At 66.2% G+C, this 21,834-nt stretch carries 21 protein-coding genes; 20 read left to right on the top strand and 1 reads right to left on the bottom strand.

What is annotated here, in order from left to right; genetic code table 11:
• The first annotated feature begins 3 nt into the window (after positions 1-3).
• The 16 genes from HZF03_RS04880 (at position 4) to HZF03_RS04955 (ending at position 15,545) form a co-directional block, all read left to right on the top strand.
• A complete protein-coding gene (locus HZF03_RS04880) occupies positions 4-597 on the top strand; it encodes a HupE/UreJ family protein (RefSeq protein WP_119019265.1) in 594 nt (197 codons plus the stop codon).
• Between the two features lie 21 nt (positions 598-618).
• Positions 619-921, top strand: a complete 303-nt coding sequence (locus HZF03_RS04885) for a HypC/HybG/HupF family hydrogenase formation chaperone (RefSeq protein ID WP_011156500.1) — start codon at positions 619-621, stop codon at positions 919-921.
• 220 nt (positions 922-1,141) lie between these two features.
• The gene (locus tag HZF03_RS04890; protein WP_119019266.1) at positions 1,142-1,543 is read left to right on the top strand and encodes a thioredoxin domain-containing protein; all 402 of its coding nucleotides are present in this window, start codon (positions 1,142-1,144) and stop codon (positions 1,541-1,543) included.
• On the top strand, positions 1,540-2,406 hold the full coding sequence (locus tag HZF03_RS04895; protein WP_119019267.1) for a hydrogenase expression/formation protein: 867 nt from the start codon (positions 1,540-1,542) through the stop codon (positions 2,404-2,406). Before HZF03_RS04890 ends, HZF03_RS04895 begins: the two co-directional genes overlap by 4 nt.
• Positions 2,403-2,615 (top strand): rubredoxin, encoded by a 213-nt coding sequence (locus HZF03_RS04900; protein ID WP_119019268.1) that lies wholly within the window; start codon positions 2,403-2,405, stop codon positions 2,613-2,615. The genes HZF03_RS04895 and HZF03_RS04900 overlap by 4 nt, the downstream gene beginning before the upstream one ends.
• Positions 2,605-3,132, top strand: a complete 528-nt coding sequence (gene hybE / locus HZF03_RS04905) for a [NiFe]-hydrogenase assembly chaperone HybE (protein ID WP_119019269.1) — start codon at positions 2,605-2,607, stop codon at positions 3,130-3,132. The genes HZF03_RS04900 and hybE overlap by 11 nt, the downstream gene beginning before the upstream one ends.
• Positions 3,129-4,238 (top strand): nickel-dependent hydrogenase large subunit, encoded by a 1,110-nt coding sequence (locus HZF03_RS04910; protein WP_119019270.1) that lies wholly within the window; start codon positions 3,129-3,131, stop codon positions 4,236-4,238. The genes hybE and HZF03_RS04910 overlap by 4 nt, the downstream gene beginning before the upstream one ends.
• Positions 4,231-4,572 carry a hydrogenase maturation nickel metallochaperone HypA gene (gene hypA / locus HZF03_RS04915; RefSeq protein WP_011156506.1) on the top strand — a complete coding sequence of 114 codons (342 nt, stop codon included), beginning with the start codon at positions 4,231-4,233 and terminating at the stop codon, positions 4,570-4,572. The genes HZF03_RS04910 and hypA overlap by 8 nt, the downstream gene beginning before the upstream one ends.
• The gene (hypB, locus tag HZF03_RS04920) at positions 4,572-5,528 is read left to right on the top strand and encodes a hydrogenase nickel incorporation protein HypB (protein ID WP_119019271.1); all 957 of its coding nucleotides are present in this window, start codon (positions 4,572-4,574) and stop codon (positions 5,526-5,528) included. Before hypA ends, hypB begins: the two co-directional genes overlap by 1 nt.
• Positions 5,529-5,532: 4 nt before the next feature.
• Complete coding sequence (gene hypF, locus HZF03_RS04925; RefSeq protein ID WP_119019321.1) at positions 5,533-7,806, top strand: carbamoyltransferase HypF; 2,274 nt, start codon at positions 5,533-5,535, stop codon at positions 7,804-7,806.
• Entirely contained in the window at positions 7,806-8,039 is a 234-nt protein-coding gene (locus HZF03_RS04930; protein ID WP_011156509.1) for a HypC/HybG/HupF family hydrogenase formation chaperone, read from the top strand. The genes hypF and HZF03_RS04930 overlap by 1 nt, the downstream gene beginning before the upstream one ends.
• Entirely contained in the window at positions 8,036-9,178 is a 1,143-nt protein-coding gene (gene hypD / locus HZF03_RS04935; RefSeq protein WP_119019272.1) for a hydrogenase formation protein HypD, read from the top strand. Before HZF03_RS04930 ends, hypD begins: the two co-directional genes overlap by 4 nt.
• Positions 9,175-10,221 carry a hydrogenase expression/formation protein HypE gene (gene hypE / locus HZF03_RS04940; protein WP_119019273.1) on the top strand — a complete coding sequence of 349 codons (1,047 nt, stop codon included), beginning with the start codon at positions 9,175-9,177 and terminating at the stop codon, positions 10,219-10,221. Before hypD ends, hypE begins: the two co-directional genes overlap by 4 nt.
• Positions 10,222-10,261: 40 nt before the next feature.
• Complete coding sequence (locus tag HZF03_RS04945) at positions 10,262-11,710, top strand: sigma-54-dependent transcriptional regulator (RefSeq protein ID WP_012494722.1); 1,449 nt, start codon at positions 10,262-10,264, stop codon at positions 11,708-11,710.
• Positions 11,700-13,052, top strand: coding sequence for a sensor histidine kinase (locus tag HZF03_RS04950; RefSeq protein WP_119019274.1), 1,353 nt, complete (start codon positions 11,700-11,702; stop codon positions 13,050-13,052). The genes HZF03_RS04945 and HZF03_RS04950 overlap by 11 nt, the downstream gene beginning before the upstream one ends.
• A gap of 105 nt (positions 13,053-13,157) precedes the next feature.
• Positions 13,158-15,545 (top strand): PAS domain-containing hybrid sensor histidine kinase/response regulator, encoded by a 2,388-nt coding sequence (locus HZF03_RS04955; RefSeq protein WP_119019275.1) that lies wholly within the window; start codon positions 13,158-13,160, stop codon positions 15,543-15,545.
• A gap of 23 nt (positions 15,546-15,568) precedes the next feature.
• Here HZF03_RS04955 and HZF03_RS04960 read toward each other — a convergent pair whose 3' ends face one another.
• A complete protein-coding gene (locus tag HZF03_RS04960; RefSeq protein ID WP_119019276.1) occupies positions 15,569-16,360 on the bottom strand; it encodes an IclR family transcriptional regulator in 792 nt (263 codons plus the stop codon).
• Between the two features lie 360 nt (positions 16,361-16,720).
• Between HZF03_RS04960 and HZF03_RS04965 the strand changes: the two genes are divergently transcribed.
• The 4 genes from HZF03_RS04965 to HZF03_RS04980 all read left to right on the top strand — a co-directional run bounded on the left by HZF03_RS04965 (position 16,721) and on the right by HZF03_RS04980 (position 21,833).
• Positions 16,721-18,079: an aromatic ring-hydroxylating dioxygenase subunit alpha gene (locus HZF03_RS04965; RefSeq protein ID WP_119019277.1), complete on the top strand. Its 1,359-nt coding sequence runs from the start codon at positions 16,721-16,723 to the stop codon at positions 18,077-18,079.
• The gene (locus tag HZF03_RS04970) at positions 18,076-19,536 is read left to right on the top strand and encodes a glutamine synthetase family protein (protein ID WP_119019278.1); all 1,461 of its coding nucleotides are present in this window, start codon (positions 18,076-18,078) and stop codon (positions 19,534-19,536) included. Before HZF03_RS04965 ends, HZF03_RS04970 begins: the two co-directional genes overlap by 4 nt.
• Positions 19,537-19,582: 46 nt before the next feature.
• Positions 19,583-20,755: an ABC transporter substrate-binding protein gene (locus tag HZF03_RS04975; protein ID WP_119019279.1), complete on the top strand. Its 1,173-nt coding sequence runs from the start codon at positions 19,583-19,585 to the stop codon at positions 20,753-20,755.
• A 211-nt stretch (positions 20,756-20,966) separates the two neighbouring features.
• On the top strand, positions 20,967-21,833 hold the full coding sequence (locus HZF03_RS04980) for a branched-chain amino acid ABC transporter permease (protein ID WP_119019280.1): 867 nt from the start codon (positions 20,967-20,969) through the stop codon (positions 21,831-21,833).
• Position 21,834: the final 1 nt, after the last annotated feature.

Consider the following 21,834-nt stretch of genomic DNA (forward strand, 5'->3'; position numbering starts at 1 on the left):
CGCATGACTCATCTGCTCCGCGCCGGCACTGCCCTGATTGCGTTGCTCGGCCTGTCCGGCCTCGCCGAGGCCCACACCGGCGTTCACTTGATGGCGGCGGACGGTTTCGCTGCCGGCTTCGTGCATCCGTTCAGTGGCCTCGACCACCTGCTGGCGATGGTGGCGGTCGGTCTGTGGGCGTGGTCGCTCGGCGGCGCGGCGCGCTGGATTGTGCCGGCGAGCTTCGTGGCGCTGCTCGCGTGCGGCGCCGTGCTCGGCGCGTCCGGCGTATCGCTGCCGGCGGTCGAGCCGATGATTGCGCTGTCGGTGATCGCGCTCGGCGTGCTGGTGGCGCTGTCGGTACGGGTGCCGACGCTCGCAGCCGCCGCGGCGGTGGCGCTGTTCGGCCTGTTTCATGGTTTCGCCCACGGCGCCGAGATGCCTGCGCTGGCGCAGCCGCTTGCTTATGGGGTTGGCTTCGTCGCCGCCACTGCGCTGCTGCACGGCATTGGCCTCGCGCTCGGCGCCGCGTTGCCGCGGTTTGCACCGGCGCCGTCGATCCGCCTCGCCGGCGGTGCGATCGCGGCGGCCGGTGTCGCGCTCGCGCTCCCGCTGTAAGCGTCCGGCGAGTTTGCGGCGATGTGCGTCGGCCTGCCGATGACGGTGATTTCGACCGAGGAGGGCTCGGCGCTGTGTGTGCGCCGCGGCGAGCATCGCAGCGTCTCGACCATGCTGATCGGCGAGGTCGTCCCCGGCGATCAGCTTCTGGTGTTCATCGACAGCGCCATCCGCCGGCTCGATGCCGAGGAGGCGCGGCTGATCGACGATGCGCTGGACGGCGTCGCCGCTGCGCTGGAGGGCAAGCCGTTCGAACATTTGTTCGCCGATCTGATTGATCGCGAGCCCGAGCTGCCCGAGCATCTGCGCCGCGACCCGCAGTAGTTGCGATCCGTTCGCGCATCAACGCACGTCATCTACAAGTCTACTTCCCACCTGCCGGCTACTATGTTTCCATAGGCCCGCCTTGGCAGCGGGCGATTGGTCACAACCGATCGCAAAATGGTTAGTTTGCTGCCAATTCAGGGCAATCTCCGGCTGGCACGTCGCTTGCTCAATTAGCGACGGCGAAAACAACAAGCGCCGGAACGGGAGTGGAGGAAACATGAGCGGTTCGCTCGCGCGCGCGGCTGCGCGGCCAAATGCACCGACATTGGTGGACGAAGCCACCGTCGACGACTTCATCGCCCACTCCGGCAAGATCGTCGTGCTGTTCTTTCGCGGCGATGCGGTGCGCTTTCCGGAGGCGGCCGACCTCGCGGTGGTGCTGCCCGAACTGATCAATGCGTTTCCGGGCCGGCTGGTCGCGGCCGAAGTCGCCGCCGAGGCCGAGCGCGACCTGATGGTGCGCTTCGGCGTCGCGGTGTGTCCGAGCCTGGCGGTGGTGCAGCCGGAGCGCACGCTCGGCGTGATCGCCAAGATCCAGGATTGGTCCAGCTATCTGGCGCAGATCGGCGCGATGCTGGCCGAGGTCGATCAGCGTGGCGATGCGGAGCTGCAGTCATGAGAGTGGGCTACTGGACCAAGCCGGACAGTGACGACATCGAAATGACGCTGCTGCCGATCGGCGCGGGCGATGCCGGGCGCTTCGGCGTCACCGGCGCCGGCGCGATCTCCGCATTGGCGACCCGCGGCGGCGAGGAATTGACGCGGCAATGCCCGCTGCTCGCCGGCACCTTGACGCAGCTCGCCGAAGCGCTCGCCGCGCAGCGTGTCGACGCGCCGACCACGCTCTTGTCGATCGATCATCTGTCGGAGACCGAGCGCAGCCTGCTCGACGACATCCTCGGTGAAGGGGAAGTCTCCGGCATCGTCGCGCTGCCCGATCGCCGCGTCGCGCAGGTGCAGGAATCGGTGCTTGCCGGGCTGTGGCGGGTGCGGATCGAGGGCGACGCCGACGGACCGGCGCGCGATTATCTGGAAATTGGCTCGATTCCTGCGATCGTCAGCCGTGCCGCGCAGGATTTTCCCGCGCCCGACATCGAGATCACCGCGCCGCCCGCCGGCGCGATGAACGTGCAGCCGGTGCTGGCTGAAATCCGCGAGCGGATGGCGGCGCATCAGATCGGCCAGCCGTCGCACGTGATCAACTTCACGCTGCTGCCGATGAACGAAGCCGACATGGATCACCTCGCCGCGACGCTCGGCAATGGCGCGATCCAGCTGTGGTCGCGCGGCTATGGAAGCTGCCGCGTGCTGGCGACTGGCGCACGCTATGTCTGGTCGGTGCAGTTCCTCAACGCGATGGATGCGCCGATCCTCGATACCATCGAGATCGGCGACGTGCCGGCTGCCGTGCGTGCCGCCGATGAGGACTTTCAGGACTCAGCCGAACGGCTCGGCGAAATCATCGAGGCGTACTTCCGATGACCGAGTTCGCCACGTCTCACGACAGCGAGACCGATCCACGTACCCGGATGGAATGCGGCGTGTGCTGGACCGTGTATGACCCGGCCGAAGGCGATCCGCTCGGCCGTGCCGCGCCGGGGACGCCGTTCGCGGCCCTGCCGGAGGATTGGTGCTGCCCGACCTGCGATGCTCCGCCGGTCAAATTCCTGAGGCTGGACGATGACCGCTGAGGTCGCAGCGCACCGCGATGTCGAAGCGCTCGCCGCGGGCGAGGCGGTGGCGGCGATCTACCGCGCGGCGGTGCCGGCGATGCGCGATCTGCCGGTGTTCAATCCCGCGCTCGATGTCGCTGCGGTCGGCTTCCGCGCGTTGGACGACCATGCGTTCGGGGTGATCGTCACGCCGTGGTTCATGAATCTGGTCCGGCTGCCGCTCGATTCTGCCACTGCCGCCGGACGCAGCCAGGGCGAGGTAGTGACGCGCGTGCTGCCGGTCGGCGCGCTGGAGTTCACCGTCGGTCAGCTCGACGGCATCGGCGGAATCGAAAGCTGCTCGCTGTTCTCGCCGATGTTCGACTTCGCCGATCAGTCGGCGGTGGAAGCGGCTGCCGAGGCGGCGCTCGCCGCGGTGCTCGAAGCCGAGCAGGTTGCAGACGAGACGTCGCCGTCTCAGGCTCCGAGCAAGATAACGACTACGCTTGATCGCCGCGGCCTGCTGCGCGGCGCCTGGATGGAGCGGCAGCCATGACCGCGGCGCCGGGCGAGGATCGCATCGAGGTCGGAATCGTCCGCCGCGGCGATCGCGTCATTCGGCTCGACATCACGGCGCGCCGACCGATCGGCATCCGCCGGCTGGCGCAAGGCAAGTCCGGCGAGATGATCGTCGCGCTGGTGCCGCGGCTGTTCGCGCTGTGCGCATCGGCGCAGGGCGTTGCGGCGGCTCAAGCGCTGGCGGCGGCACGCGGCACCTCGCTATCGCCAGCGGTCGTCGCGGCACAGGCCAGCGCGGTACTGGCGGAGCGCATGATCGAGCTATTGCGCGGCACCATGCTGTTGCTCGGCGGCGGTGGATCTCCCGCCCTCACTCATCAGCTGCGCGATCTGATGATTGCCGCGCGGCCGAGCAATCCGGCGGCTCCGCTCGACGACGAAGCGATCAGCCACATCGCGCAGGGGCTCGAAGCACTCGGTCTGGCGCCGGGCTCGTTTGCGGATGCCGCCGCCTGCCGGCGCTGGCTCGGCTCGGATACGCTAATGGCCGAGCTTCACCGCCAGCTCGTGGCTGAGGCCGAATTCGGTGCAGCTTCGGTCGATCCGCTCACCGCGGCGGATGATTTCGTGATCGGCGAGCGACTAACTGGGCTGGGGCCGTCCTTCGCGGTGCGTCCCGATCTGGCAGGCCGCGTGCCGGAGACGGGTGCCCTCGCACGCAATGCGCATCACCCGGTTGTCGCCGCGTTCGGATCAGGCCTCTTCGGCCGGTTGCTGGCGCGGCTGATCGAGATCGCCGCGACGCCTGAGCTACTACGCGCGGTGCGGCGCGGGAACGTGGACACCGCTGCAGTCGTGCAGAGCGCACCACTTGGCGATGGCATCGGCCTCGCCGCCGTCGAATGTGCCCGCGGCCGGCTGTATCACCTGATCGCGCTCGATGCTGAGGGAGCGATCCGGCAGTTCGAGATCCTGGCTCCAACCGAGTGGAACTTTCATCCCGAAGGTCCGCTCGCCCGCGCGCTGGTCGGGACGAATCTGCAGGCCAGCGAAGCCGATCGCCGCCTGGTCGAGCGGCTGGTCGCGGCGTTCGATCCCTGCGTCGGCTTCGACGTTCGTTTTCGCGAGGCTGCCGATGCATGAGATGGCGCTGTGTGAGAGCATGATCGAAATCATCGAGCGCGAGGCGCGCGAGCAGCAGTTTTCGCGGGTTCGCGCGGTGTGGTTGGAGATCGGCGCGCTGGGCCATGTCGACCCGGAGGCGATGCGGTTCTGTTTCTCGGCGGTCGCGCATGGCGGCATCGCGGCCGATGCGCGGCTCGAAATCCTCGAAATGCCCGGCGCCGCCTGGTGCATGGACTGCGCCAAGACGGTGACGATCGCGCAGCGCGATGCGCCGTGCCCGGATTGCGGCGGCCATCACTTGCAGATCACCGCCGGCGAAGAATTGCGGATCAGGGAATTGGAGGTCGATTGATGTGTACGGTTTGCGGATGCGGCGATGCCAGTGCGGATCCGGGTCATGGTCACGACCATCCGCACAGCCATGGCCACTCTCACGGCGACGGTCACGCTCATCATCACCACCATCACCACGATCATGATCACGCGCATCCGCACACGCATGATCACGACCACGGCCATGATCATCACCACGATCACGGGCACGACCATGGCCATGTGCATGCGCCGGCGGGCGGCAGCATCGATTTTGGTGCCGGCCTTGCCGGCGTGCACATCCCCGGCCTGTCGCAGCCGCGGATCGTGCAGATCGAGCGCGATATCCTGTCCAAGAACGACGCTTACGCGGCGGAAAACCGCGCACGGCTGGCGGCGAGCGGCACCTTCGCGCTCAACTTCGTCTCCAGTCCGGGTTCGGGCAAGACGTCGTTATTGGTGAAGACGATCTCCGACCTGAAGGATCAGTATCCGATCGCGGTGGTCGAAGGCGATCAGCAGACCGCCAACGATGCCGAGCGAATCCGCGCCACCGGCGCGCCGGCGATCCAGATCAACACCGGCAAGGGCTGCCATCTCGACGCCCACATGGTCGGCCACGCGCTCGATCAGTTGCCGCGCCAGGAGGGCGGACTGCTGTTCATCGAGAACGTCGGCAACCTGGTCTGTCCCGCCGGTTTCGATCTCGGTGAGGCGCACAAGGTGGTGGTGCTGTCGATTACCGAAGGCGAAGACAAGCCGCTGAAATATCCGCACATGTTCGCGGCCGCGAAGCTGCTGCTGCTGAACAAGATCGACCTGCTGCCGCATCTTGATTTCGATCTTGCCGCGACGATCGAATATGCGCGGCGCGTCAACCCGACCATCGAAGTGCTGACGGTGTCGGCCAAGACCGGCGAAGGCTTGGCGGCGTTCTACGCCTGGATCGGCAAGCGTGCGGCCGCGGTGCGGGCCGCCGCCAACGCTGCCGAGTAGCGCGATGCAGCCGGCCGCGCCGCTCACCGCCGCCGCCGAACGCGCCCGGGTGCGCGTCCGCGGCGCGGTGCAGGGCGTCGGCTTCCGGCCGTTCGTGTACCATCTGGCGCATCGCTACCAGCTCGGCGGCTTCGTCGCCAACGATGCTGACGGCGTCCTGATCGAAGTCGAAGGGGCGGCGCTGCCGGAGTTCCTGGTCGCGCTCCGCCGCGAGGCGCCGCCACTGGCGCGGGTCGACACCATCGAGACCGAAACGGTTCGGGCGCGCGGCGACCGGGACTTCGGCATCGCCGAAAGCCGCGGCGGGGCGGTGACCACGCGAATTGGGGCGGATGCGGCGACCTGCGAGGCCTGCCTCGACGATCTGTTCGATCCGGCGAGCCGATTTCATCTCTATCCGTTCGTCAACTGCACCCATTGCGGCCCGCGCTACACGCTGACGCGCGCCTTGCCGTACGACCGCGCCAACACCTCGATGGCCGGCTTTACGATGTGCGAGGATTGTCGTCGCGACTATCTGGATCCGCACAACCGCCGCTTTCACGCCGAGCCGATCGCCTGCCCGCGCTGCGGCCCGCAGCTCAGCCATCCGATCGAGGAGATCGTCGCTTGCTTGCGCGACGGTGGGATTGTCGCGCTGAAGAGTCTCGGCGGCTATCATCTGCTGTGTGACGCAACCAGCGAAGCCGCCGTCGTCGAGCTGCGCCGGCGCAAAGGCCGCGACGCCAAGCCGTTCGCCGTGATGGTTGCGTCCGAAGCTTCGCTGGATCGCATCGTCATCGCGACCGAGGCCGAGCGCGCGTTGGTGTCGTCGGTCGAGCGGCCGATCGTGCTGATGCGCGATCGCGGTGCGCTGGCGCCGTCGGTTGCGCCCGCGCTCGATGCGGTCGGCGTGATGCTGCCCTATACGCCGCTGCATCATCTGATCTTCCATGCCGCCATGGGCGCGCCCGCGGGACGCGAGTGGCAGCGCGCGCCGGTTGATCTGGCACTGGTCGCCACCAGCGCCAATCTCGGCGGCGATCCGATCGTGACCGAGGATGCGCAGCGGCGGCTGGCATCTGTCGCTGATCTGATCGTCAGCCATGATCGAGACATCGTGGTGCGCGCCGACGACAGCGTCGCGCGGGTGATCGACGGTGCACCGTCATTCATCCGCCGCGCACGCGGCTTCACGCCGCGGCCGATCACATTGCCGGGCGAGACGCCGCCGGTGCTGGCGGTCGGCGCCTACTTGAAAAACACCATCACGCTGACCCGCGGCGGCGAGGCGTTCGTGTCGCAGCATGTCGGCGATCTCGCCACTGCCGAAACCGTGCGATTCTTTGAAGAGACGGTGGACCACCTGACGCGTCTCGTCGGCGTGAAGCCGGCCGCAATCGCGCACGATCTGCACGCCGACTTCGCCTCGACCCGTTTTGCCGAGAGCCTCGCCGCCGAGCATCTGGGCCTGCCGCTGATCGCCGTGCAGCATCATCATGCCCATGTCGCCTCGATCGCGGCCGAGCACGGCATCGACACGCCGCTGCTCGGCCTCGTACTCGACGGTCACGGCCTCGGTAGCGACGGCGGCAATTGGGGCGGCGAACTGCTGCGCGTCGATGGCATGCGGTTCAGCCGGCTGGGCCACCTGAAGCCATTGGCGCTACCCGGCGGCGATGCGGCGGCACGCGAGCCGTGGCGAATGGCGGCGGCGGCGCTTCACGCGCTCGGGCGCGACGATGAGATCGCATCGCGCTTCGCCGATCAGCCCCGCGCGGCAGCGCTCGCCGCGATGCTCGCCAATCACGGCTGCGCCACCACCACCAGCGCCGGCCGGCTGTTCGATGCGGTCGCGGGCCTGCTCGGCGTTTGCGCCGTACAAAGCTATGAAGGCCAGGCGGCCATGCAGCTCGAAGCGCTGGTGCAAATCCCGCGCGTGCTGGGCGGCGGCTGGGAGATCGGCGCCGGCACGCTCGATCTCTCGTCGCTGCTCGCCCATTTGGCGACGTCGCGGATCGATGCGCGAGACGGCGCCGAACTGTTCCATGGCACGCTCGCGGCCGCGCTGGCTGCGTGGGCCGTGCATGCCGCGGAGCAGAGCGGACTTACGACCATTGCACTCGGCGGTGGCTGTTTCCTCAACCGCGTACTGAGCGAAGATCTGGCGGCGCGACTGCGCGCGCGAGGGCTGACGCCGTTGCTGGCGCGGCAGGTGCCGCCGAACGATGGCGGCCTCAGCCTTGGTCAGGCCTGGATCGCCGGACAACATCTCACTGTCAGCAAGGAGCCGCACTGATGTGTCTCGCCATTCCGGCCGAAGTGGTCGAGCTGCTGCCCGAGCAGATGGCGCGGGTGTCGCTCGACGGCGTGAGCAAGGTGGTGTCGGTGGCGCTGGTCGAAGGCGTGGCGGTCGGGGACTACGTCGTGGTGCATGTCGGCTTCGCGCTGACCCGGATCGACCCGGACGAGGCCAAGCAGACACTGGCGCTGCTCGCGGAGATGAGCCAATCGGCCGAGGTCGCGCGATGAAATACGTGGACGAATATCGCGACGGCAACGTGGCGCGGCAGATCGCGGCGGCGATCGCACAGGCGGCCGATCCATCGCGCAGCTATCACTTCATGGAGTTCTGCGGCGGCCACACCCACGCGATCTCGCGCTATGGCCTGGAAGATCTATTGCCGCCGAACGTCAGGATGGTCCACGGCCCCGGCTGTCCGGTCTGCGTGCTGCCGGTCGGACGGATCGACATGGCGATCCAGCTCGCGCAGCGTCCGGAGGTGACGCTGTGCACCTATGGCGACCTGATGCGGGTGCCCGGTTCGCATGGCACCTCGCTGCTGCGCGCCAAGGCGGCCGGCGCCGACATCCGCATGGTGTATTCGACGCTGGATGCGATCGCGATCGCCGAGGCGGAGCCGAACCGTGAGGTGGTGTTCTTCGCCATCGGTTTCGAAACCACGACGCCGCCGACCGCATTGGCGATCAAGCTTGCGGCCGCCAAGCGGCTGACCAATTTCAGTGTGTTCTGCAACCACGTGCTGACGCCGCCGGCGATCCGCGGCATCCTCGAGCATCCCGATCTCGATGGTCAGCCGGGGCCGCGCCTCGACGGCTTCATCGGTCCCGCGCATGTCAGCGCAGTGATCGGCGCCGATGCATTCGCCGAGTTCGCGCGCGATTTTGCCAAGCCGGTGGTGGTCGCCGGCTTCGAACCGCTCGATGTGATGCAGTCGATCCTGATGCTGGTGCAGCAGGTCAATGACGGCCGCCACGTCGTCGAGAACCAGTACATCCGCGCGGTGACGCCGGGGGGCAACCGCATCGCGCAGGCTGAAGTCGCGGCGATCTTCGAGCTGCGGGACAGTTTCGAATGGCGCGGCTTCGGCCGCGTGCCGGCGAGCGGCCTGCGGTTGCGCGAGGCTTATGCGGCCTTCGACGCCGAGCGCCGCTTCGCGATGGCGGAGATCTCCGCCGCCGACAATCCGGCGTGCGACTGCGGTGCGATCCTACGCGGCATCAAGCGTCCGACCGATTGCAAATTGTTCGGCACGCTATGCACGCCGGAGACCCCGATGGGATCGTGCATGGTGTCTTCGGAAGGCGCCTGCGCGGCGCATTGGACCTACGGTCGCTTCCGCGACCACGCACGGAGGGCGGTGGCATGAGCGACCGGATCAGGCGGCGCAAGCTCGATCTCGCGCACGGTCGCGTCGACCTCTCGCACGGCGCTGGCGGCCGCGCGATGGCGCATCTGATCAGCGAGATCTTCCACGCCGCCTTCGACAACCCGATGCTGCGCGCCGGCAACGACCAGGCGGCGTTCGAAGTGGCGGCGGGTCGGATGGTGATGACCACCGACGGTTACGTGGTGTCGCCGCTGTTCTTCCCCGGCGGCGATATCGGCTCGCTCGCCGTGCACGGCACCATCAACGATGTCGCGATGGCTGGCGCTAGGCCGCTGTATCTGTCAGCCGGCTTCATCATCGAGGAGGGCTTTGCGTTCGCCGATCTCAAGCGGATCGCCGACAGCATGGCGGCGGCGTCGCGCGCGGCCGGCGTGCCGATCGTCACCGGCGACACCAAGGTGGTGGAGCGCCGCAAGGCCGATGGCGTGTTCATCACCACGACGGGCGTCGGCATCGCGCCGCGCGACCTCGTGCTGTCCGCCGAGCAGGCACGGCCCGGCGACAAGGTGCTGCTGTCGGGCTTCATCGGCGACCACGGCGTCGCGGTGATGTCGCAGCGGCAGAATCTCGCGTTCGAAACGTCGATCCAATCGGACAGCGCCGCGCTGCACGAGCTGGTCGCCGCCATGGTGGCGGCTGTGCCGCAGGGCCTGCGGGTGATGCGCGATCCGACCCGCGGCGGGCTTGCCGCGACCTTGAACGAGCTGGCGCAGCAATCCGCGGTCGGCTTCCGGCTCGATGAGGATGCGGTGCCGGTGCGGCCCGAAGTGGCGGCGGCGTGCGAGCTGCTCGGGCTCGATCCACTGTATGTCGCCAACGAGGGCAAGCTGGTGGCGGTCGCTGCGCCCGAGGCGGCCGATGCGCTGCTCGCCGCGATGCGGGCGCATCCGCTCGGGCGCGATGCTGCGATCATCGGCGAGGTCATCGACGACGATCATCACTTTGTGCAGATGACCACGGCGTTCGGCGGCGGCCGGATCGTCGATTGGCTGGCCGGCGAGCAGTTGCCGCGGATTTGTTGATGGTGTTTGGTTCAAATCGTTGCGTGACGGGACGACGGGGATGAGTGGACAGGCGACAGTGCTGGTGGTCGACGACGAGATCCGGTCGCTCGAATCGCTGAAGCGGGTGCTGTGCGACGAGTTCGAAGTGATCTGCGCGCGCGACGCCGGTGAGGCGCGGCGGGTGCTGGAGAGCGAGATCGTTCACGCCATCCTGTGCGACCAGCGGATGCAGTACGAAACCGGCGTCGACTTCCTCAAGGATGTGCGCAAGACCTGGCCTGACCCGGTGCGGATGATCATATCCGGTTATTCCGACAGCGAGGACATCATCGCCGGCATCAACGAAGCCGGGATCTATCAGTACATCGCCAAGCCGTGGCATCCGGACCGGCTGCTCGATATCGTCCGCGGCGCGGTGCAGCTGTTCATGCTGCAGAAGGAAACCGAGACCGCCGGCATCGACATCAAGCTGACGCCGGAGCGGGCGCAGCGCGTCGTTACCGAAAAGCGCGGAGCCGCCCGCAAGCTGTACGAATTCGACCGCATCGTGCACGCGCCGGACAGTCCGCTGAGCGAAGTCATCGAACTCGGCAAGCGCGCTGCCGAGTTCGATATCTCGGTGCTGATCACCGGCGAGAGCGGCACCGGCAAGGAGCTGCTGGCGCGGGCGATCCATTACGGCTCGGCTCGATCCGGCAAGGCGTTCGTGGTCGAGAACTGCGGCGCGCTGCCGGATGAGTTGCTCGAAAGCGAACTGTTCGGCTGCAAGAAGGGCGCGTTCACCGGCGCCTATCAGGACCGCATCGGTCTTTTTGAAGTGGCCGATGGCGGCACGATCTTCCTCGACGAGATCGGCGAGACCTCGCCGGCATTTCAGGTGAAGCTGCTGCGCGTGCTGCAGGAGAGTGAGATCCGTCCGCTCGGAGCGCAGCGGGTCCGCAAGGTCGACGTCCGCGTCGTCGCGGCGACCAACCGCGATCTGGAAGCCGAGGTGCGAGCCGGCCGATTCCGGCGCGATCTGTACTACCGGCTCGCGGCGTTTCCGCTGCATATGCCGGCGCTACGCGAGCGGCCGATGGATGTTCCATTGATCGCCGCCAAGGTGCTGGCCGACGTTGCCAAGTCGTACGGTCGCAATGTTGCAGGCTTCGCGCCAGGAGCGCTCAACCGGATGCGCCACTACGACTGGCCCGGCAACGTGCGCGAACTGCAGAACGAGATCCAGCGCATGGTGGTGCTGGCAACCGAGGACCGGCTGCAGGAAGGCGATCTGTCGCCGCGGGTGCGGCAGGGCGGCGAGCCGATCCAGCTCAAGCCGGTGCGCAACGGCTGTGCGACGCTGAAGACCAACATCGAAGCGCTGGAGCGGCACATGATCTCCGAGGCGCTCGATCGTCATGGCGGCAATATCAGCCGCGTCGCCGGTGAGCTCGGGCTGTCGCGCGTCGGGCTGCGCAACAAGCTCGGCCGTTACGATTTGCGCAAGGGCCTCGCCGATGAGGTCTGATCGCGGTGGTCGCGAGAGTCTGATCGACCGGGTCGGCTCGCAACTGCCGTCGCCGTTTGCCGGCGATCAGGAGGCTGCGTGGATCGAAGTGATCCGCAAGATGGACGAGGTTTACGCCGACCTGCTGCGCTACGAGACCGACCTGGAAGATAAGAACGCGGCGCTCGAGGAAGCGCAGGCGTTCATCTCCAGCGTGATCGAGTCGGTGTCCGACATTCTGATCGTCTGCGACCGCCACGGCAGTATCCTGCAGGTCAATCCGGCGGCGGTGCGGCTGCTCGGCGACAGCGCCGGCACGCTGCTGCATCGGTCGCTCACCGATCTCGTCGATCCCGCCGATCGTGCCCGGATCGACGCGCTGTTGCAGGCGCAGTGTCCGAGCGAAATCAGCAATCTGGAGATCCGCTTCGTCACCGAGCGTGGGCTGTCCGATCTCTATGCGATCAATGGCGCCACCCGCTGCGATCCGGCCGGGCACCGGCTCGGCGCGGTGCTCACCGGACGCCCGATCGGCGAGCTGCGGCGCGCCTATGAGGCGCTGCATGCCGCGCATAGCGAGCTGCAACACGCGCAGCGCCAGCTCGTCGAGCAGGAGAAGATGGCGAGCCTCGGACGCTTGGTCGCGGGCGTTGCGCACGAACTCAACAATCCGATCAGCTTCATCTACGGCAACATCCATACGCTCGATCGCTACCGCGACCGGATGTCGGCGTATCTCGGCGCGATCCATCGCGGCGCCGAACCGGCCGAGATCGAACGGCTGCGCCGCGACTTGAAGATCGACGCGCTGCTCGCGGATTACGGCTCGCTGATCGAAGGCACGCTGGAAGGCGCGATGCGGGTTGCCGACGTCGTCAAGAATTTGCGGCGGCTCAGCTTCCCGAAGAGCGGCGAGAGCCTGCGCGTCGATGTCGATCGCGTGGTGCGCACCGCAGTGCGCTGGGCAGCGCGCGCCAAACCGCATCACGTCGACTTCGCTTTCGAGATCGCGCCCGAACTGGCGATCCTCGGCAACGAGGGCCAGTTCCACCAGATCATCGTCAATCTGGTCGACAACGCGCTCGATGCGGTGCGCGGCCAATCTGCGCCGCGGATCGAGATCGCGGCGCGGCGCGGCGGCGACCAGATCGTGATCACCGTGTCGGATAACGGCTGGGGTCTGCCCGATGGACTGATCGACAAGATCTTCGAGCCGTTCTTCACCACCAAGCCGGTCGGTGAAGGTACCGGGCTCGGCTTGTGGATCAGTTATGGCATCGCGCGCGAACACGGCGGCACCTTGGCGGCAGCGAACCGCAACGGCGGCGGCGCGGTATTTACCTTGGCGCTTCCCGCGGCCTGAGCGGGTAGTTGGCGGCTTCGGTTCCATCGCGATCGGCGCGTTCCAAGGTCGACTCTCTGCCGAACATTGCGCTACGCTGGATGCCCAAGGCCCAAGAGGCGGCAGGTGACCAACAAGCTGTCGGCGCCCGAACAGGCGCTCATCGATCGCGAAAGGGAACTCGCTGAAGTTCAGCGCATCGCCAAAGTCGGCGGTGTGGTGGTGGATCTGACCGCCGGGTTCCGCAATCACCGTTCGCCGGAGTATCTGGCGATCCACGGCCTGCCGCCTGAAGCCGTCAACGAGACGCATGAAGACTGGGTCCGCCGGCTGCATCCCGATGATCGTGAACGCGCCGAGCGGCAGTTCCTCGATCTGATTAAGGGAACGTCCGACCGCTACTCGGCGGAGTATCGCATCATCCGTCCGAATGACGGCGAGGTCCGCTGGATCGCGGCGGAAGGACGGATCGACCGCGATGAATCGGGACGCGCGGTGCGGATGGTCGGCGCGCATATCGACATTACCGATCGCGCCATCGCCCGCGAGATGCTGCGCGAGAGCGAGCAGCGCTTCAAAGCGATCGCCGACAGCGCGCCTGTGCCGATCTGGGTGACCCGGCTCGACCGCACCCGCAGCTTCGCCAATCGCGCCTATTGCGACTTCATCGGGCTGCCCTATGAGGACGCGCTGGTGTTCGACTGGCGCAGCATCATCCATCCCGACGATGTCGCCGAGGTGGTACGTAACAGCGTCGCCGGGGAAGCCTCGCTGCAGCCGTTTGTGCTCGAAGGGCGCTATCGCCGCGCCGACGGGCAGTGGCGATGGATCAGGTCGGAGTCGCAGCCGCGTTGGGATCCGGCCGGACGCCACATCGGCTTCATCGGCGTCGCGCACGACATCACCACCGCCAAGCAGGCGGAGATCGATCTGCGCAATGTCAACGAGACGCTGGAGAGGTTGATCGCGCAGCGTACCGCGCAACTGCATTCCAGCGAGTCCCAGCTCCGCGCGATCCTGGAGACCACCAACCAGTATCAGGGCCTGCTCGATCTCAAGGGCCGGCTGCTCTACGTCAATGGCACCGCGCTCGCAGGCATCGCGGCCGAGCCGGCGCAGGTGCTCGGCGCGCTGTTCTGGAAGACGCCGTGGTTCGAGGCGGCGCCCGAGGCGGCAAGCGCGATCGAGCGCGCGTTCCGCACGGCGCGGGTGGGCGAGATCGCCAAGCTCGATCTGGAGCTGCAGCTTCCCGCCGGGACGCGGCATATCGATTTCTCATTGCGGCCGGTGGCGGATACGCAGGGCGGGGTGATGGCGGTGCTGGCCGAGGGCATCGATTCCACTGAGCGCCGCCGCAACGAAGAGGCGCTGCGGCAGGCGCAGAAGATGGAGGCGGTCGGGCAACTCACCGGCGGCGTCGCACACGACTTCAACAATCTGCTCACCATCATCCGTTCCGCGGTGGACTTCCTGCGCCGTCGCGATCTGCCGGAGGAGCGCCGACGTCGCTACGTCGATGCGATTTCGGATACGGCGGATCGTGCCTCGAAGCTCACCGGGCAACTGCTCGCTTTCGCGCGGCGGCAACCATTGTCGCCCGTGGTGTTCGATGTCGCGACCCAGATCCAGAGCATCGCTAATCTGATCCGCCCGCTGGTCGGCAGCCGGGTCGAGATCGATGTCGACACCGGGTCGGGACCGAACTACGCGATAGCCGACGTCGGCCAGTTCGAAACCGCTCTGGTCAATCTCGCTGTCAACGGCCGCGACGCGATGAACGGCGAGGGGCGGTTGTCGATCGCGCTCCGCCGCGTCGATGAAATTCCGCCGGTCCGGTCGCAGCCGGCGCGGCCCGGCGAGTTCGTGGCGATCTCGGTGACCGATAGCGGCAGCGGCATCGCGCCGACCCATCTCGATGTCATCTTCGAGCCGTTCTTTACCACCAAGGAGGTCGGCCGCGGCACCGGGCTCGGTCTCAGTCAGGCATTTGGTTTCGCCAAACAGTCCGGCGGCGAGATCAGCGTGCAGAGTACGCTGGGGGAGGGCGCGACGTTCACTATCTATCTGCCGCAGGCCCAGGCGCCGGAGCAGACCGCGGCGGCACAGCTGTCGCGCGTCGATCCGGCCGGCGGACTTGGCCATCGCATCCTGGTGGTGGAGGACAATGTCGAGGTCGGGAAGTTCTCGACCGAACTGCTGCAGGATCTCGGCTACACCATCAAATGGGTCAAATCCGCCGACGAGGCACTGGCGGCGCTGGCCGAGGACGAGTTCGCGTTCGATCTGGTGTTCTCGGATGTGATCATGCCCGGCAAGAACGGCGTCGAACTCGCCACCATCATCCGCGAGCGCTATCCCGGCCTGCCGGTGGTGCTGACCAGCGGCTACAGCAGCGTGCTTGCCGAGAATGCGCATCAGGGCTTCGAACTGGTGCAGAAGCCTTATTCGGTCGAGGCGATTTCGCGCGTGTTGCGGCGGGCGATTTCCGAACGCAGGACGCGGCCGACGGGATGATCAGTTCGCTACGATCCGCGAACTCACATCATCAGCGGCCTGGCCTCTTCAGCCATCGTCTGCAGCAGCGGCAGGAAGCGGTCGATCATCTCGCCGGTGGTGATGCGATCGACATGAGCACCGATATTGGCGGCGGCGACGATGGTGCCGTCATAGCGGCGGATCGGCACCGCGACCGAACGGAAGCCGGGCTCGGCTTCACGATCGACCAGCGAGTAACCCTTGGTGCGGTCGGCAATGATGGTGGCGATCACCGTCTGCTTGTCGGTGATGGTGTCTTCGGTCTGCTTGGTCAGTGTCATGGCGTTGATCGTCGCCGTCAGTTCGTTGTTGTCGAGCCGGCTGAGCAGCACCCGGCCGACTGACGTACAGAACAGCGGCAGCCGATAGCCGAGATCGATCCCGGCCGAGAACACCCGCGCCGGGCTGGCGCGCGCCACGAACACGGCGTCGTCGCCGTCGAGGATCGCCAGCGAGCAGACTTCCTTGGCGCTCGCCGACACCCGATCCATCAGCGGTTGCAGGACCGCGCTGATCTGATTGGACGCCAGATACGCCGATGCGAGACCCAGGACGCGCGGCGTCAGGGCGAACAGCCGGTCGTCGCTGCTGACATAGCCGGCGCTTTGCAGCGTCAACAGGATACGCCGCGCCGTCGCGCGTGGCAGGCCGCACGCCTTGGCGACATCGCTCAGCGTCATCGGCCGCTTCTCGGCGCCGAAGGCTTCGATCACCCGCAGGCCGCGCGACAGGCTTTCGATGAACTCGGCGCTCTCGCTCGGGCCGTCGTCGGCGGTTCGTTTCAGTTTGGGCATGCAGGTACTTCGGTGTGGGAATGAGGCGGAGCGTTGAGTGGCAGGCGCCGCGACGTTTGAGCGCTGAGCTATACGATTGTTCGTTCAACGAACACAAGTTCGCTCGCGGCTTAGGCGTCTGCCATCCTGCTAGGCAGCAATCGCGGAGAATTTGCTCTTGCGTGAAATGCTCTTTAGAGGCAGTTTCATTCTAAACGAACGAATGTTCGTCTATCGAACTTTTTGCTGCGCAGGGCGAATGATGGTCAGGATCAATTCGAGCGGCTATGGCACCGGCCAGTTGCTGCGCTCGCTGACCCGCGATCGCTCCTGCGCTCACAACAAGCGGCCCGCCGAGGCTGCGCGAAGGAGGCCAACGCCATGATGAGCCAGGAACAGAACGATCTGATCACCCGGGTCGGGCCGGGGACGCCGTGCGGCAAGCTGATGCGCGCCTATTGGCAGCCGGCCGCGCTCGTCGACGAGCTCGAAGGCGAGCGGCCGATCAAGCCGGTGCGATTGCTCGGCGAAGACCTCGTGCTGTTCAAGGACGAGACCGGCCGCTACGGCCTGATCGATCGCGACTGTCCGCACCGCGGCGCCGATCTCGCGTTCGGGCGGCTGGAGAACGGCGGCCTGCGCTGCGCCTTCCACGGTTGGCTGTTCGACGTCGACGGCAACTGCATCGACACCCCCGCCGAGCCTGCCGGCTCGCCGCTGTGCAAGAACATCAAGCAGCGCGCGTTTCCGGTGGTCGCCAAGGGCGGCATCCTGTGGGCCTATCTCGGCGCTGGCGAACCGCCGGCGTTTCCGGAGATCGATTGCTTCATCGCCCCCGACACCCATGTGTTCGCGTTCAAGGGCCTGATGGAATGCAACTGGCTGCAGGCGCTCGAGGTTGGCATCGATCCGGCGCACGCCTCGTTCCTGCACCGCTTCTTCGAGGATGAGGACACCTCGCAGGCCTACGGCAAGCAATTCCGCGGTGCCTCGGCCGGCAGCGATCTGCCGATGACCAAGGTGCTGCGCGAATACGATCGGCCGATCATCAATGTCGAGCACACCGAATACGGCTTGCGGCTGATCGCGCTACGCGAGATCGACGACGAACGCACCCATGTTCGCGTCACCAATCAGCTGTTCCCCCACGGCTTCGTCATCCCGATGAGCACCGAGATGACGATCACGCAGTGGCACGTCCCAGTCGACGACACCCACTGCTATTGGTACGCGATCTTCACCAGCTATGCCGCGCCGGTCGACAAGGTGAAGATGCGCGACCAGCGCCTAGAGCTCTACGAGTTGCCGGACTACAAGTCTCGCCGCAACAAGACCAACGATTACGGCTTCGATCCGCACGAGCAGGCGACCGCGACCTACACCGGCATGGGGCTGGACATCAACGTCCACGATCAGTGGGCGGTGGAGTCGATGGGCGCGATTCAGGATCGCACCCGCGAGCATCTCGGCCAGTCCGACAAGGCGATCATCCAGTATCGCCGGCTGCTGCGTCAGGAAATCGAGAAGGCCGCCTCCGGTGGCAAGCCGTTGCTGGCGCTCGACGAGGCCGCGGCGCGCGCGATCCAGGGACCGGCCACGATGGACGGCATCGGCCCGAGCCGCGGCTGGGAGACCTATTGGATGGAGGTCGACGTCAAGCGTCGCCGCGGTGCGCCCTGGGCGGCACCGGTGCCGTCCGAGATCGCCGCCAAGGTCCCGCATCTGACGGCCGCAGAATGAACGTGCACCAGCGATACGCAATGGGCGACAGCCTGGCGGCCAAGTACGGGCTGTGGTCCGAGGAGCAGATCGACGCGGCGGCGCGCGTCCGCCGCATCGCCGAAGAGCAGGGGCTCGAAACCATCCGGTTCTCGTTCCCCGATCAGCACGGCATCCTGCGCGGCAAGACGCTGGTGGCGTCCGAAGCGCTGAACTGCCTCGACAACGGCGCCACCATCACCACCACGATGCTGGCCAAGGACACATCGCACAAGACGGTGTTTCCGGTGTTTCAGGCCGGCGGCGGCTTCGGCATGTCGGAGATGCAGGGCGGCGCCGACGTCGTCATGCTGCCCGATCCGACCACGTTTCGCGTACTGCCCTGGGCGCCGACCACCGGTTGGGTATTGTGCGATCTGTACTTCGCCGACGGCCGTCCGGTGCAGTTCGCCACCCGTAACATCTATCGTGCGGCGCTGCAGAAGCTCGCCGACCGCGGCTACGACTACAAGGCGGGGCTTGAGGTCGAATTTCACGTCTTCAAGGTCGTGGACAGCAAGATGCGGCCGGAGCACGCCGGCCAGCCCGGCGAGCCGCCGGAGGTCAGCCTGCTGTCGCACGGCTATCAGTATCTGACCGAGCAGCGCTACGATCAGATGGAGCCGGTGCTCGAACTGATCCGCCGCGATGTCGTCGCGCTGGGCCTCCCACTGCGTTCGATCGAGGTTGAGTTCGGCCCGAGCCAGTGCGAATTCACCTTCCAGCCGACGGTCGGCCTGCTGCCGGCCGATCTGATGGTGCTGTTCCGCGCTGCCGTGAAGCAGATCTGCCGTCGGCACGGTTATCACGCCACCTTCATGTGCCGGCCGCGGATTCCCAACGTGGTGTCGTCGGGCTGGCATCTGCACCAGTCGGTCGTGGCACGCGACGGCGGCAGCAACGCTTTCATGTCGGACAGCGACATACTATCGGATTTCGGCAGGAATTATCTGGCCGGCCTGATGACGCACGCGCGGGCCGCGACGGTGTTCACCACGCCGACCATCAACGGCTACAAGCGTTATCGCTCCTATTCGCTGGCGCCGGATCGGGCGATTTGGGGGCGGGATAATCGTGGTGTGATGCTGCGCGTGTTGGGCGGGGCGGGCGACAAGGCGACGCGGATCGAGAACCGCGTCGGCGAGCCGGCCGCCAATCCGTATCTGTACATGGCGTCGCAGATCCTGTCCGGCCTCGACGGTGTCGACCGCGCGCTCGATCCGGGGCCCTCGGCGGATACGCCTTATGAGACCAAGGCGGATTTGTTGCCGAAATCGCTGCGCGAGGCGATCTTCGCGCTGCGCGACGATCCGTTCTTCCGTACCGCGCTGGGCGACGAGTTCGTCGACTATTATACCTTTATCAAGAATGCCGAGATCGAGCGCTTCCAGGCGGAAGTCACCGAGTGGGAGCAGCGCGAATATTTCGAGATGTTCTAGCGGTCAGCGGCACCAATTTCGTCAGCCAGAGGAGAGGAAGCACAACATGAAGGGACTTCGATCGGTCTGCGCGGCCGCGGCCTTGTCGTTCGTCGCGGCAGGCGCCCACGCTGATACCATCAAGGTCGGCGTGATCGGCACCATGTCGGGGCCGTACGCGCTGTTCGGCCAGAACTTCAAGATGGGCATCGACGCCTGGGTCGCCGAGCACGGCAACAAGGTCGGCGGCCACACCGTCGAGTTCGTCTATCGTGATGAGGTCTCGCCCAATCCGGCGCAATCCAAGGCATTGGCGCAGGAGCTGATCGTCAAGGAGAAGGTGCAGTACATCGCCGGCCTGTACTTCACGCCGAACGCGATGGCGGTTGCGCCGCTGCTTCAGGAAGCCAAGGTACCGATGGTGGTGCTGAACGCGGCGACCTCCTCGATCACCGAGAAGAGCCCCTACATCGTCCGCACCTCGTTCACGATGTTCCAGAACACCGTGCCGGCCGCGAAGGTCGCCAAGCAGAAGGGCGCCAAGAAGGTTGCGATCGCTGTCAGCGATTATGGTCCGGGTATCGACGCCGAAACCGCGTTCAAGAAGACCTTCGAGGCCGAAGGCGGCAGCGTCGTCGAGGCGGTCCGGATGCCGCTGGCCACCACCGACTTCGGTCCGATCATGCAGCGGATCAAGGATTCCGGCGCCGACATGATCTTCACCTTCCTGCCGGCCGGTCCGCCGACGCTCGGCTTCGTCAAAGCCTATATCGATAACGGCCTGAAGGCGGCCGGCGTCAAGCTGATGTCCACCGGCGACGTCGTCACCGAGCCCGATCTGCCGAACATCGGCGATTCCGGCATCGGCATTCTGTCGACCTACCACTATGCGGTGTCGCACGACTCGCCCGAGAACAAGGCGTTCCTCGCTCTGCTGCAGAAGGGCGGCGCCAAGCTGGGCGATGTCACCATGACTTCGGTCGCGGCTTACGACGGTGCCCGCCTGATCTACAAGATGATCGAGGCGACCGGCGGCAAGCAGGATCCCGATAAGGCGATTGCCGCCGTCAAGGACATGAAGTGGACCAGTCCGCGTGGACCGGTGTCGATCGATCCGACCACCCGCCACATCACCCAGAGCGTGTATCTGCGCGAGGTGGAGAAACAGGACGGTAAGCTGATCAACAAGGAGATCGAGACCTTCAAGGATCAGCCGGACTGGGGACTGGTTAAGCAGTAAGCTGAAACTTTGAGCCCTTCGCGCCTTCGTTCGTGACTTGGCGCGGAGGGCTCTGGTCGACTATAGCGTTTTCGAACAAAGCGGATCGCGGTCCGTGTGAAGAAAGCGCATGACGCTCAACGGTTAGCGCGCCCAGTCGAGTCGGGAGTGAGATTGTGAAGGCTGGATTGAATCGAACGGAATCGGCGGCGTTCGCGCCAGCGGCTGTGTAATGCGGACGATTCTCGGAATCCTGCCGGACGCGCTGGCCTACGGCATGGTGCTGTTCACGATCTCGATCGGCCTGTCGATCATGATGGGCCTGATGCGCGTGGTCAATCTCGCACACGGCGCATTCACGATGATCGGCGGTTATCTCGCCTCGTTCGCGCTGGTTTCGCTCGGCGTTTCCTATCCGATCGCGATCCTGATCGCGGTGATCGGCGCGGTCATCATCTCGGTCCCGTTCGAGTTCCTGCTGTATCGGCGGATCTATCGCCGCTCCGACGAACTGACCCAGATCCTGCTGACGATCGGCATCACCTTCTTCATCGTCGGCATCGCCAACTACATCTTCGGCCCGACTTCGAAGCCGATCCCGCTGCCGGAGATGCTGAAGGGGCCGTTCGATCTCGGCTTCCGCATGATCCCGGCGCACCGGCTGTTCGTGATCGGCTGCGGCGTGGTCACCGCGGTGGCGCTGTGGCTACTGATCGAGAAGACCGAGTTCGGCGTGCGGCTGCGCGCGGCGGTCGACAATGGCGACATGGCCGAGGCGCTCGGCATTCGCACCCAAATTGTCTATTCGGTCACCTTCGCGCTGGCGGTGGGGCTCGCGGCGTTTGGCGGCGTCGTCGGCGCCGAGCTGCTGCCGGTCGAGCCGTTCTACGCGCTACGCTACATGGTGACGTTCCTGGTCGTGGTCTCGGTCGGCGGCGCCGGCTCGGTCACCGGTGCGATGGCGGCGTCGCTGTTGCTCGGCCTTGCCGACACCACCGGCAAATATCTGGCGCCGGAGTTCGGCGAGTTCTTCTTCTATGTCGCGGTGATCGTCATCGTTTACGTATTCCCGCACGGCCTGTTCGGAAAGGCGCACTAAA

This window comes from Rhodopseudomonas palustris (assembly GCF_013415845.1).
Lineage (GTDB): Bacteria > Pseudomonadota > Alphaproteobacteria > Rhizobiales > Xanthobacteraceae > Rhodopseudomonas > Rhodopseudomonas palustris_F.